Genomic DNA, 15,884 nt, shown 5'->3' on the forward strand with positions numbered 1-15,884 from the left:
AGCCGGCCGGACGTACCGGCGACTCGCGGGTCGGGTGACTGCTTGGGATTGGGCCGGCTGCACGCGTCTGTCACGCGTTGGTCCGGCGCCGCACTCCGTGTGGTGCCGGGCCGCTAGCCCGCAGCCACCTCACGCGTCCGGTTGTCATACATCTGCCGAACCACCTCCCTTCTCGTGTACGGCCCACCTTAAGAACCGGTCGGCCGCCGATCAATCGAATTTCCGGGTCGATTCGTTGTCGATCTCCCATGGACGCGTCTTCGCTGGTCACCTACGGTTTCGCCCATGACGGAACGCCAGGGGGACCCGCCGGTCGGGCGGGCGACAGCCAGCGGGTCGACCTTCGAGGAGCGGATCGGGTACGCCCGGGCCGTCGTCGACGGGGACCGGGTGCAGGTGTCGGGGACGACCGGGTTCGACTACGCGTCGATGACGATCTCCGAGGACGTGGTGGAGCAGGCCGAGCAGTGCCTGCGCAACGTCGGGGCCGCGCTTGCCGAGGCGGGCTGCACGTTCGCGGACGTGGTGCGGGTGCGGTACCTGCTGCCCGCGCGGGAGGACTTCGAGCCGTGCCGGCCCGTGCTGCGGCGGGCGTTCGGCCGGGTGCGGCCGGCCGCGACGATGACGGTCTGCGGGCTCGCGGACGAGCGGATGCGCATCGAGATCGAGGTGGACGCGCGGCGGGGGACGGTCACGGCCGGTCCCTCGGCGGCGCTGCGGATCGAGCCGGTGGACGGGGACGCCATGGTGGAGGAGTGGCGGCACGTGCACAACGTGATCGTGCCGCCGGCCGCCATGACCCTCGACGAGGCGCGGGAACGCGTCGGACGCAACCGGCTGGCCAACGCCTACCTCGGCGACGTCCTCGTCGGCTGCTCCACCGTGCGGCCGCCCGGCGGCGAGGGGCGGGTGGCGACCGTGATCGCGCGCGTGCTGCCGCCCTACCGGGGCCGTGGGATCGGTACGGCGCTCTACGAGGAAGGGCTGGCGCACGCGCGCGTGCTGGGCGCCGGGGCGGTGGAGACCGTGGTGCTGGCGGCGGGCGGCGACGGACTGCGGTTCGCCGGAGCGCGCGGGTTCGTGGAGAAGGAGCGGTACGTGCTCGACGGTGAGCACGACGAATGGGTCGATCTGACGCTCTCCGCCGGTCCCGCATGACTTCCGCCATGCCCCTTCATGACGGGGGCGTATGCCGAGTTTCCGCAGTACAACGATTTCCGCGAAGTTGCGGGAACCCGGTGTGTGTTGCATCACGTTCGAGTTGAATGAAGACCAGTGAGTGAACCGACGTACCGTACGGCGGACGCAGCCTGCAGGGGGTCCAGGTGAGTGCTTCCCGGCGTAGTGGGACCACCGACGAGCTGGGGCCGGACGAGCCGGAGCAGCCCGAGCGGGACGGCGCGGACCTGTTGGCCGCGCTCCTCGACGGCATGGACGCGGCCCTGTGCGCCTTCGACGCGGACGGGGTCGTGACCCACTGGAACCGCGAGGCGGAGCGGATCCTCGGCTGGAGCCCGGCCGAGGCCGTGGGACGGCAGGGTTTCGCCGGGTGGGCCGTGCGCAGCGCGGACGCCGGCGAGGTGGAGGACCGGCTGCTGTCCGCGATGCGGGCGCCGGGGCGCCAGGTGCACGAGTTCGCGCTGCTGACCAAGGACGGCGGCCGGGTGCTGGTGCGCACCCAGTCGGCGGCGGTCCGCGGTCCCGACGGGAAGCCGGCGGGGGTGTACTGCGCGTTCAGCGAGGTGCACGCGCAGATCGACCTGGAGCGCTCCATCGCGCTGAGCGAGGCCCTGCTGGAGGACGCGAGCTGGGGTGTCGTCCTGGTGGACGCGGACCTGCGGCCCGCCGTGGTCAACGCGCACGCGGCGCGTGCCCTGGGTGCGGGGCGTACGTCCGTGCTGGGGCGGCCGCTCGGTGATCTGCTCGCCCAGGGCGTCGAGGAGCTGGAGAACGCGCTGACGCACGTCCTCGCCGAGGGGGCGCCGCCCGCGCCGGCCGAGGTGTGGGTGAGCCTGCGCACGCCCGAGGGCGAGCGGCGCCGGTGCTGGCGCAGCGGGTTCGTGCGGCTGGCCTCGCCGCTCGCGGAGGAGCCGGTGCCGCTGGGCGTCGGCTGGCTGTTCCAGGACGTGACCGAGTCGAAGCAGGGCGAGCAGGAGGCGGCGCTGCTGCGCTTCCGGGCCAACCAGCTGCACCGGGCGGCGCGGGCCGCGGCCGAGTGCGAGGACCCGGCGGAGGCCGCGATCGTCCACCTGGACTTCGCGCTGGCCGGGTTCGCCGACCACGCCCTGATCGACCGGGTCGTGAGCGGCGCCGCGTCGGACACCGACGCGGCGGAGCCGGTGCGGCTGGTGCGGGTCGCGGCCACGCCGTCCGGCGCGCCGGGGCCCAGCGTGCCGTCCGGGACGGCCGGGATGCCGGTGCGCTACGGCGAGGGGCACCCCGCCGTGCAGTGCGTGGAGCGCACGGGCTCGGTGCGGGCCAGCGCCGGAGTGCGCACGGTGCCCGAAGAACAGGTGCGGCGGTGGGCGGCGGCCCGGCAGTGGCCGGCGGACACGGTGCACGGCCTGTGCGCGGTGCTGCGCAGCCGGGGCCGGACCCTCGGCGTCGTCACGTTCCTGCGGGGCGCGGGACGCACCGCCTTCGAGCGGCAGGACGCCATGTACGCCGAGGACGTGGCGGTCCGGATCGCCGCGGCGCTGGATCTCGCGGGCGCGGTGGAGGAGCGCCCGTAGCCGGGTGCGCGACCACGCGCGCTCACCGTCGGTGGCCGCGCCCGCTCACCGCCGGTAGAAGATCCGGTCCCCGTACTGGTCCAGCACGCGGCCGTTCCACTCGTGGCCGCCGTCCACGTTGCCCGAGCGCAGCAGCGGGGGTTCGACGCCGCGGTCGGCGAGGGTGGCGGCCGCCGTGGCCGTCATGGCCTGCATGAGGGCGCTGGTGACGACCGTGGAGGCGGGGGCGAAGGGCGCCGGGACGGTGTCCAGGGTGAGTTCCGCGTCGCCGACGGCGATCTTGGAGTCCAGCACGAGGTCGCAGTGGTCCTTGAGGAAGGTGCCGGAGGCGTGCCGCGACGTGGTCTCGGAGGCGTACGCCACCGAGGTCACGCCGATGACCCGGACGCCGAGGGCGCGGGCGTTCATCGCCATCTCCACGGGCAGGGCGTTGCGCCCGGACAGGGAGATGATCACCAGGGCGTCGCCCTCGCGGAGCGGTGAGGAGTCCAGGACGGCGCCGGCGAGGCCGTCGACGCGTTCCAGGGCGGAGCCGAGCGTGGCCGGCATGACGTCCACGCCGACGACGCCGGGCACGCTGAGCAGGTTCATCAGGGCGAGTCCGCCGGCGCGGTACACGACGTCCTGCGCGGCGAGGGAGGAGTGGCCGGCACCGAAGGCGAAGAGCCGGCCGCCGCTCTGCACGGTGTCGGCGAGCAGTGTGCCGGCCGCCTCGATGCTGTCCGCCTCCTCGTCGCGGACGCGTCGCAGGAGGTCGATCGCCGCGTCGATGAACTGGCCGGCCGGCTTGCGGTCGCTCATGCGGGACCCCTTCGGTGTGGCTGCGTCGCGGATCACGGTGCGGTCTGGACCAGTGCGGTGTCAATACGGCGTCAACCCGGCGGGGCGGGGGTGAGCGGGCGCGAGCGGGTGCGGTCCGGGCCCGGCTTCTCGCGGCGGGGCACGGTTGTCGGTGGTATGCGTCAGAATTGGGGGCAGGGCCAGCGCACGCGCCGGTGGGCCGCAGCCTCCGGCAATCTCATCGAGGGGCACGTATGTCCGGACTGATCGACACCACGGAGATGTACCTCCGCACCATCCTGGAGCTGGAGGAGGAAGGTGTGGTCCCGATGCGCGCCCGGATCGCCGAGCGGCTCGACCAGAGCGGCCCGACGGTCAGCCAGACGGTGGCGCGGATGGAGCGCGACGGCCTGGTGTCCGTGGCGGCGGACCGGCATCTGGAGCTGACCGACGAGGGCCGGCGGCTGGCGACGCGCGTGATGCGCAAGCACCGGCTCGCCGAGTGCCTGCTCGTCGACGTGATCGGCCTGGAGTGGGAGCAGGTGCACGCCGAGGCGTGCCGCTGGGAGCACGTGATGAGCGAGGCCGTCGAGCGCCGGGTGCTGGAGCTGCTGCGGCACCCGACGGAGTCGCCGTACGGCAACCCGATCCCGGGCCTGGAGGAGCTCGGCGAGACGGACGGCGCCGACCCGTTCCTGGACGAGGGCATGGTGTCCCTCGCCGACCTCGACCCGGGGGCCGAGGGCAAGACGGTCGTCGTGCGCCGTATCGGCGAGCCGATCCAGACGGACGCGCAGCTGATGTACACGCTGCGCCGGGCCGGGGTGCAGCCGGGCTCGGTGGTGAGCGTGACCGAGTCGGCGGGCGGGGTGCTGGTGGGAAGCGGCGGTGAGGCCGCTGAGCTGGAGGCGGACACCGCCTCCCACGTGTTCGTCGCCAAGCCCTGACCGCACCGCGGCGGGCCCGGTGCGCCGAATCGCAGCGCCCGGGCGTTTCCCGTGCGAGGCTGGGGCGTGAGGCATCGGACGTGAGGGTCTCTTGGCCGCGTGGCCGACAGCGATGTCGCCCGGGCCGGAGAGGGGGAGGGGCGTTGCCGGAGAGACGGAGAGGGCCCCGGCGCCGTGCGGCGCCGGGGCCTGTCCTCCCCTGTGCTGACCTGGAGCCCCGAGCTCTCAAGGTCAATCCCCTCGGACCGTTTTCCCCGAGCGGTCCGCCTCCCGTTGAAGATCTCCCCCCGGCGGCGGCGATCAATCCCTGACCGGTGTCACTCGAATGAGGGGTGTTGCTCGGCGGGACGGCTCTTTCGAATGGGTATTCGATAATCTCGGTACTCTGCACGGCAGGCAGGCAGGACACGGTTCACAGGACCGGCCGGCTCGTGAGGCGGGCGGGTTCGAGCGGAGCTTGGGGGTGCCAGGACCTATGGCGCGGCGCATCGACGTGACCGGCGCGGGCGGCGTACGCCTCGCCGCCTGGGAGTTCGGCGACCCTCCCAAGACCGACCGGACGCACGGCACGGGGGACACACACGGCACGGGGGACACGCACGACGCGAGCGGCCTCGCGTCCGCCGCCCCCGCGTCCGGGGCCGGAGGCCTGCCCGGCGTGCTGTTATTGCACGGACTGATGGGCCGCGCCTCGCACTGGGCCCCCACGGCCCGCTGGCTCTCCGCCCGCCACCGCGCCGTCGCCCTCGACCAGCGCGGCCACGGCCGCAGCGACAAGCCCCCGCAGGCCGCCGCCTACACCCGCGAGGCCTACGTCGGGGACGTCGAGGCGGCCCTGGAGCAGCTCGGGCTCGGCCCGGCCGTCCTGATCGGCCATGCCATGGGCGCCCTGACCGCCTGGCAGCTCGCCGCGAAACGCCCCGACCTGGTCCGCGGTCTGATCATCTGCGACATGCGGGCCTCCGCTCTCGGCGCCGCCTCCCAGCACACCTGGACCGAGTGGTTCCGCGCCTGGCCGGTCCCCTTCGCCACGCTCGCCGACGTCCGCAAGTGGTTCGGCGAGGACGACCCCTGGGTGGAGCGCCCGAACCCGGCGCGCGGCGAGTTCTACGCCGAGGTGATGGCCGAGTCCCCGGACGGCTGGCGCCCCGTCTTCGAACCCGAGCAGATGCTGCGCTCCCGGGAGACCTGGGTCTACGACGCCCACTGGGAGGAGCTGGCCCAGGTCCGCTGCCCCACCCTCGTCGTGCGCGGTCTCGACGGCGAGTTGGGCCGCGCCGAGGCCCAGGAGATGGTCCGCGTCCTGCCGCACGGCCAGTACGCGGAGGTCGCCGACGCCGGCCACCTCGTCCACTACGACCAGCCGGAGGCGTGGCGGGCGGCCATCGAGCCGTTCCTGAGCGCCCTCGGGGACGCCTGACCGGCCGCCCACCGCGCGGAGGCCCGGGGCGCCCGTCACCCCTTGCTGACCGCCGAGAGGATCTCCGGCAGCCGCTGTGCCGTGCGCGGCGCGGCCAGCCGCAGGCCGGCCGACGTCAGCGCGGCGCCGTACACCGCGCCGACCGGCAGCAGCAGCCACCCCAGGTCCCCGGCGCCCGCGCTCACGTTCACCCAGATCGTCAGCGCGATCACGGGCGCGCACAGCAGGGCCGCCCCGATCATGCCGCCGAAGATCGAGACCCAGGCCAGCCCCACCTGCCCGGGGGCAACGTTCTTGTAGCCCTCCTGCGGGATGGAGTACGGGAAGCGCGCCGAGGTCCACGCGCCGGTCGCCAGCATCGCGCCGAGCAGCGCGAAGGACAGGCCGAGCGCTTCGGGCAGGGCGCGCCAGTCGTCGAGCATCGCGGTGGTCAGGACCGTGACGAGGGTGGCGTACGGCAGCGTGATCAGCAGCAGCGCCAGCGCACGCCCCCGCAGCTCGACGTAGGCGTCCCGGGTCGAGGAGATGGTCATCGCGACCATCCAGAACGCGGACGTGTCCTGCCCGAACTGGTTGTACATCTGGATGCCGAGCATCCCGGCGGCGAAGCAGGCGAAGTACACCGAGCCGGTGCCCTGCCAGGCGTTGAACACCGGCACGATCAGGCCGATGGCCAGCGACGTCGCCCACGCCGCCTTGGTCTTCGGGTCGCGCCACACATAGCGCAGGGTGCGCTCCATGGTGGTGCCGGTGCGGCCCGCCGGCAGCCACCGGGCGGGTCCGGCCGAGCCCCGCTCGCGCACCGCCCCGGTGTCGCTCTGGATCGTGGAGCCGTCGGGCGCCGTCATCAGCCGCGTCAGATGCCGCGCCCACACCCGCAGCAGCAGCACCAGCGCCGCCGCGGTCAGCGCCAACCGGGCCACCGCGACGCCGTACGACCCGTCACTCGCCGCGTCCATCGCGCCGACCGCCGACGCGGGCGGCACCCAGCGCACCACGTCGGCCACCGGATCGAGCCGGCCGAGCCCCGCCGAACCCAGGCGCTGCGCGCCGAAGTTGACGAGCTGCGCGCCGATGGCGACGACCAGCCCGCTGAGCACCGCCAGGTCGCGCCCCTTGCGGCTGGTCAGCAGCCGTACGTTGGCGGCGGCGACGGCCCGCGCGAGGGTCACGCACACCAGCAGCGCGAGGACCGCGCCGACGACGCCGACGACGTACGCCGCCCCGCCGTGCGCGACCGCGACCACGGAACCGGCGAACACGCACAGCGTGAACAGCGGCCCGATGCCCACCAGCGAGGAGACGAGCAGGGCCCGCACCAGGGGGCCGGGCCGCAGCGGCAGCATCACCAGCCGGGTCGGGTCGAGCGTCTCGTCGCCGCCGGGGAAGAACAGCGGCATCACCGCCCAGCCCAGGGCGAGCACCGCGGCGAGCAGCACGACCAGCGCGTCCACGTGCGCGTACCCGCGCAGCGCGACCAGGCCGATCAGCTGGAGCGCGGCGAAGAGCAGCACGACGACGGCCGAGGCGATGTAGGCGGCCCGCCGCCCGCCGGACTGCCGCAGCCCGTTGCGCAGCAGCGACAGCTTCAGCCGTACGAAGACGGAGGTGAGGGAGGGAACGGATCCGCCCGGCGGAGCCGACGGAGACGGAAGCGAGGCGTCCGGTGCGGTGGGCGCGCTCATCGGGTTCCGCCGCCCAGCCAGTCCAGGTCGGACCCGGTGTCCCGGCCGCCCGCTCCGACGAGTTCGAGGAACGCCTCCTGCAGCGAGGCCGCCTCGCCGCGCACCTCGGCGAGCGTGCCGGTGGCGCGGATGCGGCCGGCGGCCATGACGGCCACCCAGTCGCACAGCGACTCCACCAGCTCCATGACGTGGGAGGAGAAGACGACGGTGGCACCGGAGGCGGTGTAGCGCTCCAGCACGCCCCGGATGGTCTGCGCGGACACGGGGTCGACGCCCTCGAACGGCTCGTCCAGGAACAGCACGTCCGGGTTGTGCAGCAGGGCGGCGGCGAGCCCGGTCTTCTTGCGCATGCCGGTCGAGTAGTCGACGACCAGCTTGTGCTGGGCGCCGGCGAGATCGAGCACGTCGAGCAGCTGCGTGGCCCGCTTGTCGACCTCGTCGCCGGGCAGTCCGCGCAACCGGCCCGTGTAACCGAGCAGTTCCCTGCCCGACAGCCGTTCGAACAGCCGCAGCCCCTCGGGCAGCACCCCGATCCTGGCCTTCACCTCGGCCGGATCACGCCACACGTCGTGCCCGACGACCTCGACCGTCCCCCGGTCCGGCCGCAGCAGCCCGGTCACCATGGAGAGCGTGGTGGTCTTCCCGGCCCCGTTCGGCCCGACGAGCCCGATGAACTTCCCGGCCGGCAACTCCAGATCGACCCCACCCACGGCCACCTGCTGTCCGAACCGCTTCCAGAGCCCTTCGACCCGCACGGCACTGCTACTCACCACGTCTCCCTCCGTCAACTTCGCACCCTACGGGGGAGCAACGCCGACAAGGGGCGCGGGGAACTGCGCGAGCAACCACACACCGGCCGCAGCCGCCAGGAAGACAGCAACCCGGCACATGAATAGGCGCTCCTAGCGATCCCTGCCGCACGCATACGCCAAGGGCGAGATCACCTCCTCCACATCCGGCAACCACCGATTCACCGCAGTCGGCCGGCAGGCCCACTGCACCGCCCCCGAGGACCCGAACCGCGTCGGCGGCGCCGCCACATACGCCCCCTCCCCGAGCACGCCCAGATCGAGAGCCCGGGGCGTCCACCCCAACCGCCGCACCAGATCCGGCACCTTCGCTCCCGCACCCGGAAGAACGAAGAACCGCATCCGCCGGTCCGGCGCCAGCGTCACCGGGCCCAGCGTCAGCTCCATCCGCTGCATCCGGGCCAGCGCCAGGAACCCGGCGGTCTCGGGGACGTCGATCGCGTCGAACGTCCGGCCCGTGGGCAGCAGGATCGACGCCGCCTGCTGCTTCTGCCACATCCGCCGGGCGACGGTCGCGCTGCCCGTCGCCTGCGCCGCCCAGTCCTCGCGCGCCGGGTGCGCGCCCGGCGCGGCGCACGCCGGGTCGCCGCAGGAACAGCGCTGCACCCCGTCGGCGGGCACCAGCCAGGTGCCGGGAAACACGTCCCAGTGACGCTCCTCGGCGTAGCGAACTGCGGTCTCCAGCAGCGACGTGCCGCGCTGCTGCGGGATCTGGGCGGCTTCGGTGCCGGGGATGGTCTCTTCCACGTGGAACTCAACTCCCGGGCTCACCAGGGGTTACGGGGGCGGCGCGCGCGGGGCAGGTGCATCGGCACGGCTTTCGGGGCGCATGGGTGCACAGGCGGGGGCGCGCAGGAGGATTCGGCGCGGGAGCTGGGTAGCCAGCACTGGGGCCGGCACCGGCCGTTACCCCGGCAATCCGCGTAAGCACCGCAAGCTTCGCAAGTCTCGCATTGTCGGCACTTCGACTGGGCATTGATCTTCACGGCCGGATCCGTCCCGTTTACTCCGACGGTCCGCCGGGACAGCATCGAGACCGCATGAGACCGCATGGGGGTTACGCCATGGCCGCAAGGCCGCTCGTCGCGCGGCAGCCGAACGAACGACTGCAGGCGCTCATTCAGGAAGCGGGCTGCTCGAACGCGGGCCTCGCCCGCCGGGTCAACGTGTGCGGGGTCGAGCACGGTCTCGACCTGCGGTACGACAAGACCTCCGTGGCCCGCTGGCTGCGCGGCCAGCAACCGCGGGGCCGGGCACCGGCGATCATCGCCGAGGCGCTCGGACGCAAGCTCGGCCGCACGGTCACGATCGACGAGATCGGCATGGCCAACGGCAAGAACCTCGCGTCCGGCGTCGGCCTCCAGTTCTCGCCGACGGTACTGGGGGCCATCGAGCAGGTCTGCGAGCTGTGGCGCAGCGACGTGGGGCGCCGGGACTTCCTGTCCGGGTCCTCCGTCGCCGCCTCCGCGCTCGTCGAGCCCAGCCGGGACTGGCTGATCTCCGCCCCCGACCCGCAGGTGTCGCGTTCGGCCGGGCCGCGGGTGGGGCAGTCCGACGTGGCGGCGGTGCGCGCGATGACGCAGGCCCTGACGGATCTGGACCACCAGTACGGCAGCGGGCACGTGCGCCCGGTCCTCGTGCACTACCTGAACAGCGTCGTCTCCGGGCTGCTGGCCGGCTCCTACCGGGAGGCGGTCGGGCGGGAGCTGTTCGCCACCGTCGCCCGGCTGACCGAGCTGGCCGGGTACATGGCCGTCGACACCGGCCAACCCGGCCTGGCGCAGCGGTACTACATCCAGTCGCTGCGGCTCGCGCAGGCGGCCGGGGACCGCGGCTACGGCGGGTACGTGCTGGCCGCCTCCATGAGCCACCTCGCCGCACAGCTCGGCAACCCGCGCGAGATCGCCCAGTTGGCGCGGGCGGCGCAGGAGGGCGCACGCGGGAGGGTCACGCCGCGCGCGGAGTCGATGTTCCACGCGGCCGAGGCCCGCGGCCACGCGCTCCTCGGCGACGTACGGGCGGCCCACGAGGCGGCCGGACGGGCGGTCGGCGCGATGGAGTCGGCCGATCCGGCCTCCGGCGACGACCCGGTGTGGATCGCGCACTTCGACGACGCCTACCTGGCCGACGAGTTGGCGCACTGCCACCGGGACCTCGGCCAGGCGGACGCGGCCGCCCGCTACGCCCGGCAGTCCCTGGACGGGCACCCCGAGTCACGCGCGCGCAGGAGGGCCATCGGCCATGTGCTGTTGGCCACGGCACAGGTCCAGCAGCGCGAGATCGAACAGGCCTGCAACACGGCGACGAAGGCGGTGGAACTCCTGGAGACGCTGCGTTCGAACCGGGGCGCCGAGTACCTGGACGACTTCCAGGCCCGGCTCGAGCCGTACCGGGAAGAAGCCGTGGTCAGGGAGTTCGGAGCCCGGCTCGACCTGCAGGCCGCCGCGTGAGCGGACGGGGCGCCGATGAGTGAACGGGTGGGAAACCGCGCCGTGGTGAGCGGAAAGGGATGTCAACAGCGTGACACCGGCTGGTTTTGTTATTGCCGTCACAGGGAAGGAGTTGGCGGCCCGGGCGGCGTGGCAGTGGGCTCGGGGGACCCGGTAGCGTGAGCCGACGATTCCGAAGGTCCCCCATTCGTAGGAGTCCCGGTGACGCAGAGTGGACAGGGCGAGGAGCCCTCGGCGCGGCAAGCGCACGAAGGCATCGTGCTGCCCTCGGACGGTGGCGAGCCCCTGCTGCCCGGGCCGGCGGACGCCCCCGTCGGCCCGCAGGCCGGTGGGCCGCCCCCTTCGGCGCCGCCCGGCGCTCAGGCCTGGGACCGGCCCTGGGGCCCCGAGCAGCAGCACACCCCGTCCACCGGCCAGGGCTGGCCCACGCCGCCCGGCGCTCAGTCGTGGGGCGATCCCCAGGCTCCTCAGCAGGCCTCTCCGCCGCCCGCACCGCAGGCCTGGCCGCCCGCTCAGGGCGACCCGGGCGGGCACGCCGCGGCCCCGCCGCCGCAGGCCGGCCCCGGGCCGCTGCCGCCGGAGGGCGCGCCGCCCCCGTCGTACGGGGCGCCGGCGGGCGATCCGTCCTACGGTGCGCAGCCGCCGTACGGGCAGCAGCACCCGCAGCATCACCCGCACCAGCAGCATCACCCGCACCAGCAGCATCAAGAGCCTCACCAGCAGTACGGCGGGGCGTTCGCGCCGCAGCCGTTCGCGCCCATGCCGTCCGCCGACGAGGGCGCCACGCAGTACATCCCGCCGGTCGGGGGGTCCGCCGACGAGGGCGCCACCCAGTACATACCGCACATACCGCCCGCGGGGCCGGGTGCGCTGCCCCCGGAGAGACCCGTGCAGGCGCACGCCGGCGAGTCGACCCAGTACCCCGGCCCGGCACCGCAGTACCCCGCGCAGCCCGAGGCGTCCGCCGCCGGGCCCGGTCCGGACGCGGAGGCCACGCAGTTCATCGCGCCCGTGCCCGGCGGTCCCGCCGGTACCCCGTTCGGCGCCGGACCCGGTGCCGACGAGGGGCGTCAGCCGCCCGCCGAGTTCGACAACCTCTTCCGCGGGGCGCCCGGCGCCGACGGCCCGGCCTCGGCCACCCAGCAGATGCCCCGCTTCGACGCGCCCCAGGCGCAGCACCCCGCCGGCCCCGGTGACCAGTCCGGGTACGTCCCGCAGGGCCCGGGCGGCGGCGGTGGCACCGGCAGGCGGCGCGGGAACGGTGACAACGGCGGCCGGGGCGGTCGTACCGGCTCGCGGCTGCCGCTCATCGCGGCCGTCGGCGTGGGCATCGCCGTCGTCGGGGTCGGCGCCGGCGCGATGATGGCCGGCGGAGGGAAGGACGAGGACAAGGGCGGCAACCAGCCGGTGTCCGCCACCGCCCCCGCCTCCGAGTCCGCGTCCGCCCCGGCCTCGCCGTCCGCCGACCCCGCCGAGCAGCAGGCCGTCGAGCTGGACAAGCTGCTCGCCGAGAGCGGCACCGGCCGCACCACGGTGATCAACGCCGTGGGTGACGTGAAGACCTGCGACAACCTGTCCCAGGCGGCCAAGGACCTGCGCGAGGCCGCCAAGCAGCGCACCGGGCTGGTGGACAGCCTCGGCAAGCTCTCCGTGGACAAGCTGCCGCAGCACACCGAGCTGACCACCGCGCTCACCAAGGCGTGGCAGGCCTCGGCGTCGGCCGACAACCACTACGCGGCCTGGGCCGACCGGACGGCCGGCAAGAAGGGCTGCAAGAAGGGCAAGGCCGCCACCCAGCCGTCGGCGGCCAACCGGGCGAGTGGCACGGCCAGCAAGGAGAAGGCCAAGGCCGCGAAGCTCTGGAACGCCATCGCCAAGAAGTACGGCCTGACCGAGCGTCAGCCGACCCAGCTGTGAGGCGGGCGGGCCCGGGCCCGCCCGCCGGACGGGCTTCAGACCACGTCCGCGTCCCGCAGGGTTCCGGTGGTGTCCACGGCGCCCTCGCGGGCCGAGACCAGGCGGCCCTCCCGGACGACCTGGAGGGTGACCTCGGCGTTGACCAGACGCGGGAAGCCGACCGAGGCCAGCTTGTCGGCGAAGGTCCACCGGAGGTCGGGCGTGAGGCCGCCCGTGCCGACCCTCAGACCGTCGTCGAGGGCCCGACGGACGGTGTCGGCGCTCACCTCGCCGTCGCCGAGCGACTCGACGACCTGCCTGAACACGGAGTACGCGATCCAGGTCGTCTGCACCCCGGCGTCCGCCGCGTCCACGTCGTTGTCGCCGAACGCCTGCTCCTTGATCAGCTCCTTCAGCCCGTCCCAGGCCGGATCGCCCACCGCCGGGTACCAGCCGGTGACGTACGCCCCCTCGTAGGGCCCGGACGCCCCGCCGCTCGCGTTGACCGTCGTCTGGTCGACGCTGCCGAGCACCGTGCCGGTCCGTACGCCGGGGTGGTCCTCGCGGGCGCGCCGGAAGGAGTCCATGAAGGTGCCGGTGCGGTCCCCGAGGACGGGCACCACGCACCCCGGCTCCCCCGCGCCGCCGCCCTCCCGGGCCAGTGCCTGCCCGACCTGGTCGTCGTAGGAGGTGGCGTCCTCCGCCGCCCGCTGGTCGTGGGCCCGCTCGTGCCCGCCCGAGACCAGCCCCGAGTCCAGCAGCGGGGCCAGCTGGTCGCCCGCTATCGTGTCGGGCCGGACCAGCGTGACCGGACCGCAGGAGTCGGCGAGCGCCCGGCCGAGCCCGGCCAGGAGCGCCGGCTGGCCCCCGTTGACCGGGTACGACAGCGGACTGGTGAACTCCGTGTTGGTCAGGCCGTATCCGCCGATGTACGGGATGCGGGCGCCCTCCAGGACGGGGAAGAACGAGTCGGCGTGCTGGCTGTAGGAGCCCACCACGGCGACCACGTCCTCCTTGACGGCGCGGCGGGCGCACTTCGCGGCGGTCACGCTGTCGTTGTGGTCGTTGCAGGTCAGGACACGGAGCTCGCGGCCGCCGAGTCCGCCCTGGGCGTTGACCGAGCGGGCGTAGGCCTGGGCGAGCGCGGGCATCCCGGGCTTGTTGGTCGCGCCGGTGTCCTGCGGGGCCCAGGTCATGACGGTGATCGGGCCGTCGTCCCCGGAGCCCCCCGTGGCACCGGGGACGACCCCGCAGCCGACGGCGAGTGCCGCGCACGCCACCAGCGCGCCCGCGGACAGGGCGCCGGTACGGGTGGCCCGGGAGCGGCGGCGGGGGCCGCCGGGGGGAGTGCTGCGGATGGGTCGCCTGCCGGTCATGTGCCCGCACGATTCCGTCACACGGCCAACCCGGGAGTGACCCGCGGTCAACGCACGGTGACACGGAGGTGAATTGCGGGGGCCGACGGGGCGCGGGTGAGGGGAACGTAGGATCGATGACCGTGCAAGGTTCGGAGAACTCTTCCCGTCGCGGCCGTCGCTCCACCACCATGGGCGGCATGCCTCTCAACGACATGCCGTGGTGGCGCTGGCGCAGTCAGGTGCGCTCCGCACTGCACATGCTCTCCGCCCCCGCCTTCCAGCGGGACGTCTGGCTGGCCGGCGTCGACGGCTACGGGGACGTCACCGACGCCGTGTACCGCCTGGTGGAGGACACCTGGCTGGACCACTGGTCGGCCGAGAAGTACGTGGGCACGGTCTTCCGCGACTCGCAGGAGGCGGCGCTGGTCGACACCGCCGTGCTGCGCGTCCTGCGGATCATGCACCAGGTCGGGCCGGACGCGCCGGTGACCGCGTACCTGGACCACGCGGACTGGCCGGAGGCGGTACGGGCGGCGCGCGACGCGCACGTACGGCTGGCCACCAGCGACGGCGAGGACCCGGAGGCGGCGCCGCGCACGCTCGAGGTGCTGCGCATCCTGACCCGGTCCGCCTGACGGGACGGCACGCGGGCCAGGGGGCCGGATATGGGACCCTGTGCAGCATGAACGCGCAGTCCTCCGCCGCCGTCCCCGCGGCCGACTCCCCGGCCGACCAGTACGTCCTCACCCTGTCCTGCCCCGACAAGCAGGGCATCGTGCACGCCGTGTCGAGCTATCTGTTCATGACCGGCTGCAACATCGAGGACAGCCAGCAGTTCGGGGACCACGACACGGGTCTGTTCTTCATGCGGGTCCACTTCTCGGCCGGCGATCCCCCGGCGCCTGAAGCGCGGGAGGTGCCCCCGGTGACCGTGGACAAGCTGCGCGCCAGCTTCACCGCGATCGGCGACGCCTTCCACATGGACTGGCAGATCAACCGGGCCGACGCCAGGATGCGCATCGTGCTCATGGTGAGCAAGTTCGGACACTGCCTGAACGACCTGCTCTTCCGCGCGCGGATCGGCGCGCTGCCCGTGGAGATCGCGGCCGTGGTGTCCAACCACACCGACTTCGCCGAGCTGGTGGGGTCCTACGGCATCCCCTTCCACCACATCCCCGTGACGAAGGACACCAAGCCGGAGGCCGAGGCCAGGGTCCTGGAGATCGTGCGCGAGGAGAACGTCGAACTCGTCGTGCTGGCCCGCTACATGCAGGTCCTCTCGGACGACCTGTGCAAGACGCTCAGCGGCCGGATCATCAACATCCACCACTCCTTCCTGCCGAGCTTCAAGGGCGCGAAGCCGTACCACCAGGCGCACGCCCGGGGCGTGAAGCTGATCGGTGCGACCGCGCACTACGTGACGGCCGACCTCGACGAGGGGCCGATCATCGAGCAGGAGGTCGAGCGGGTCGGCCACGACGTCACCCCGGACCAGCTGGTGGCGATCGGACGGGACGTGGAGTGCCAGGCGCTGGCGCGGGCCGTGAAGTGGCACGCGGAGCGGAGGATCCTGCTGAACGGCCGACGCACAGTCGTCTTCGCCTAGAACCTGTCCGTCCGACAGGCTCCGGGCGAAGACGCAGGGGCTCGGTGGTCACTCCGGTCACTTCGGGTCGCTGTTGAACTTCGAGGTCGACCAGGCGTAGCCGAGTGCGGTCAGGGCGAGGCACCAGCCGAGGGCGAGCCAGCCGTTGTGGCCGATTCCGGTGCCGAGGAGCAGGCCGCGCAGGGTCTCGATGGCCGGTGT

Annotated in this window: 13 protein-coding genes and 1 pseudogene; 8 read left to right on the forward strand and 6 right to left on the reverse strand. The window is 73.6% G+C overall.

The window, feature by feature from the left end; genetic code table 11:
• Positions 1–285 precede the first annotated feature (285 nt).
• Positions 286–1,158 carry a GNAT family N-acetyltransferase gene (locus tag AB0P07_RS31825; protein WP_365556645.1) on the forward strand — a complete coding sequence of 291 codons (873 nt, stop codon included), beginning with the start codon at positions 286–288 and terminating at the stop codon, positions 1,156–1,158.
• 167 nt (positions 1,159–1,325) lie between these two features.
• Positions 1,326–2,732: a PAS domain-containing protein gene (locus AB0P07_RS31830; protein ID WP_365556647.1), complete on the forward strand. Its 1,407-nt coding sequence runs from the start codon at positions 1,326–1,328 to the stop codon at positions 2,730–2,732.
• Positions 2,733–2,777: 45 nt separating this feature from the next.
• Here AB0P07_RS31830 and AB0P07_RS31835 read toward each other — a convergent pair whose 3' ends face one another.
• A complete protein-coding gene (locus tag AB0P07_RS31835) occupies positions 2,778–3,533 on the reverse strand; it encodes an SIS domain-containing protein (protein ID WP_365556649.1) in 756 nt (251 codons plus the stop codon).
• 233 nt (positions 3,534–3,766) lie between these two features.
• Between AB0P07_RS31835 and AB0P07_RS31840 the strand changes: the two genes are divergently transcribed.
• Both AB0P07_RS31840 and AB0P07_RS31845 read left to right on the forward strand, forming a co-directional pair.
• Entirely contained in the window at positions 3,767–4,459 is a 693-nt protein-coding gene (locus AB0P07_RS31840) for a metal-dependent transcriptional regulator (protein ID WP_365556650.1), read from the forward strand.
• 475 nt (positions 4,460–4,934) lie between these two features.
• Complete coding sequence (locus AB0P07_RS31845) at positions 4,935–5,879, forward strand: alpha/beta hydrolase (RefSeq protein ID WP_365556652.1); 945 nt, start codon at positions 4,935–4,937, stop codon at positions 5,877–5,879.
• Between the two features lie 35 nt (positions 5,880–5,914).
• Here the strand turns inward: AB0P07_RS31845 and AB0P07_RS31850 are convergent, their stop codons facing one another.
• The 3 genes from AB0P07_RS31850 to AB0P07_RS31860 all read right to left on the reverse strand — a co-directional run bounded on the left by AB0P07_RS31850 (position 5,915) and on the right by AB0P07_RS31860 (position 9,120).
• Complete coding sequence (locus AB0P07_RS31850; protein WP_365556654.1) at positions 5,915–7,564, reverse strand: transporter; 1,650 nt, start codon at positions 7,562–7,564, stop codon at positions 5,915–5,917.
• On the reverse strand, positions 7,561–8,352 hold the full coding sequence (locus tag AB0P07_RS31855) for an ABC transporter ATP-binding protein (RefSeq protein ID WP_365556655.1): 792 nt from the start codon (positions 8,350–8,352) through the stop codon (positions 7,561–7,563). Before AB0P07_RS31855 ends, AB0P07_RS31850 begins: the two co-directional genes overlap by 4 nt.
• A 114-nt stretch (positions 8,353–8,466) precedes the next feature.
• Complete coding sequence (locus AB0P07_RS31860) at positions 8,467–9,120, reverse strand: bifunctional DNA primase/polymerase (RefSeq protein ID WP_365556656.1); 654 nt, start codon at positions 9,118–9,120, stop codon at positions 8,467–8,469.
• 317 nt (positions 9,121–9,437) lie between these two features.
• On the opposite strand from AB0P07_RS31860, the gene AB0P07_RS31865 reads away from it, so the two are divergent.
• Together AB0P07_RS31865 and AB0P07_RS31870 are read left to right on the forward strand one after the other, a co-directional pair.
• Positions 9,438–10,823, forward strand: coding sequence for a transcriptional regulator (locus AB0P07_RS31865; protein ID WP_164415861.1), 1,386 nt, complete (start codon positions 9,438–9,440; stop codon positions 10,821–10,823).
• Between the two features lie 201 nt (positions 10,824–11,024).
• Complete coding sequence (locus AB0P07_RS31870; RefSeq protein ID WP_365556658.1) at positions 11,025–12,740, forward strand: hypothetical protein; 1,716 nt, start codon at positions 11,025–11,027, stop codon at positions 12,738–12,740.
• Positions 12,741–12,775: 35 nt separating this feature from the next.
• Here the strand turns inward: AB0P07_RS31870 and AB0P07_RS31875 are convergent, their stop codons facing one another.
• Complete coding sequence (locus AB0P07_RS31875) at positions 12,776–14,095, reverse strand: ABC transporter substrate-binding protein (RefSeq protein ID WP_365556660.1); 1,320 nt, start codon at positions 14,093–14,095, stop codon at positions 12,776–12,778.
• 116 nt (positions 14,096–14,211) lie between these two features.
• Between AB0P07_RS31875 and AB0P07_RS31880 the strand changes: the two genes are divergently transcribed.
• Positions 14,212–14,712, forward strand: a complete 501-nt coding sequence (locus AB0P07_RS31880; protein ID WP_061444143.1) for a hypothetical protein — start codon at positions 14,212–14,214, stop codon at positions 14,710–14,712.
• A gap of 47 nt (positions 14,713–14,759) precedes the next feature.
• Positions 14,760–15,683: a formyltetrahydrofolate deformylase gene (gene purU / locus AB0P07_RS31885; RefSeq protein ID WP_365556663.1), complete on the forward strand. Its 924-nt coding sequence runs from the start codon at positions 14,760–14,762 to the stop codon at positions 15,681–15,683.
• A 57-nt stretch (positions 15,684–15,740) separates the two neighbouring features.
• Here the strand turns inward: purU and AB0P07_RS31890 are convergent.
• A pseudogene (locus tag AB0P07_RS31890) lies at positions 15,741–15,884 on the reverse strand (ABC transporter permease); the annotation flags it as partial.

Origin of the sequence: Streptomyces sp. NPDC085944 (assembly GCF_040686295.1) — a bacterium.
GTDB classification, from domain to species: domain Bacteria; phylum Actinomycetota; class Actinomycetes; order Streptomycetales; family Streptomycetaceae; genus Streptomyces; species Streptomyces salinarius.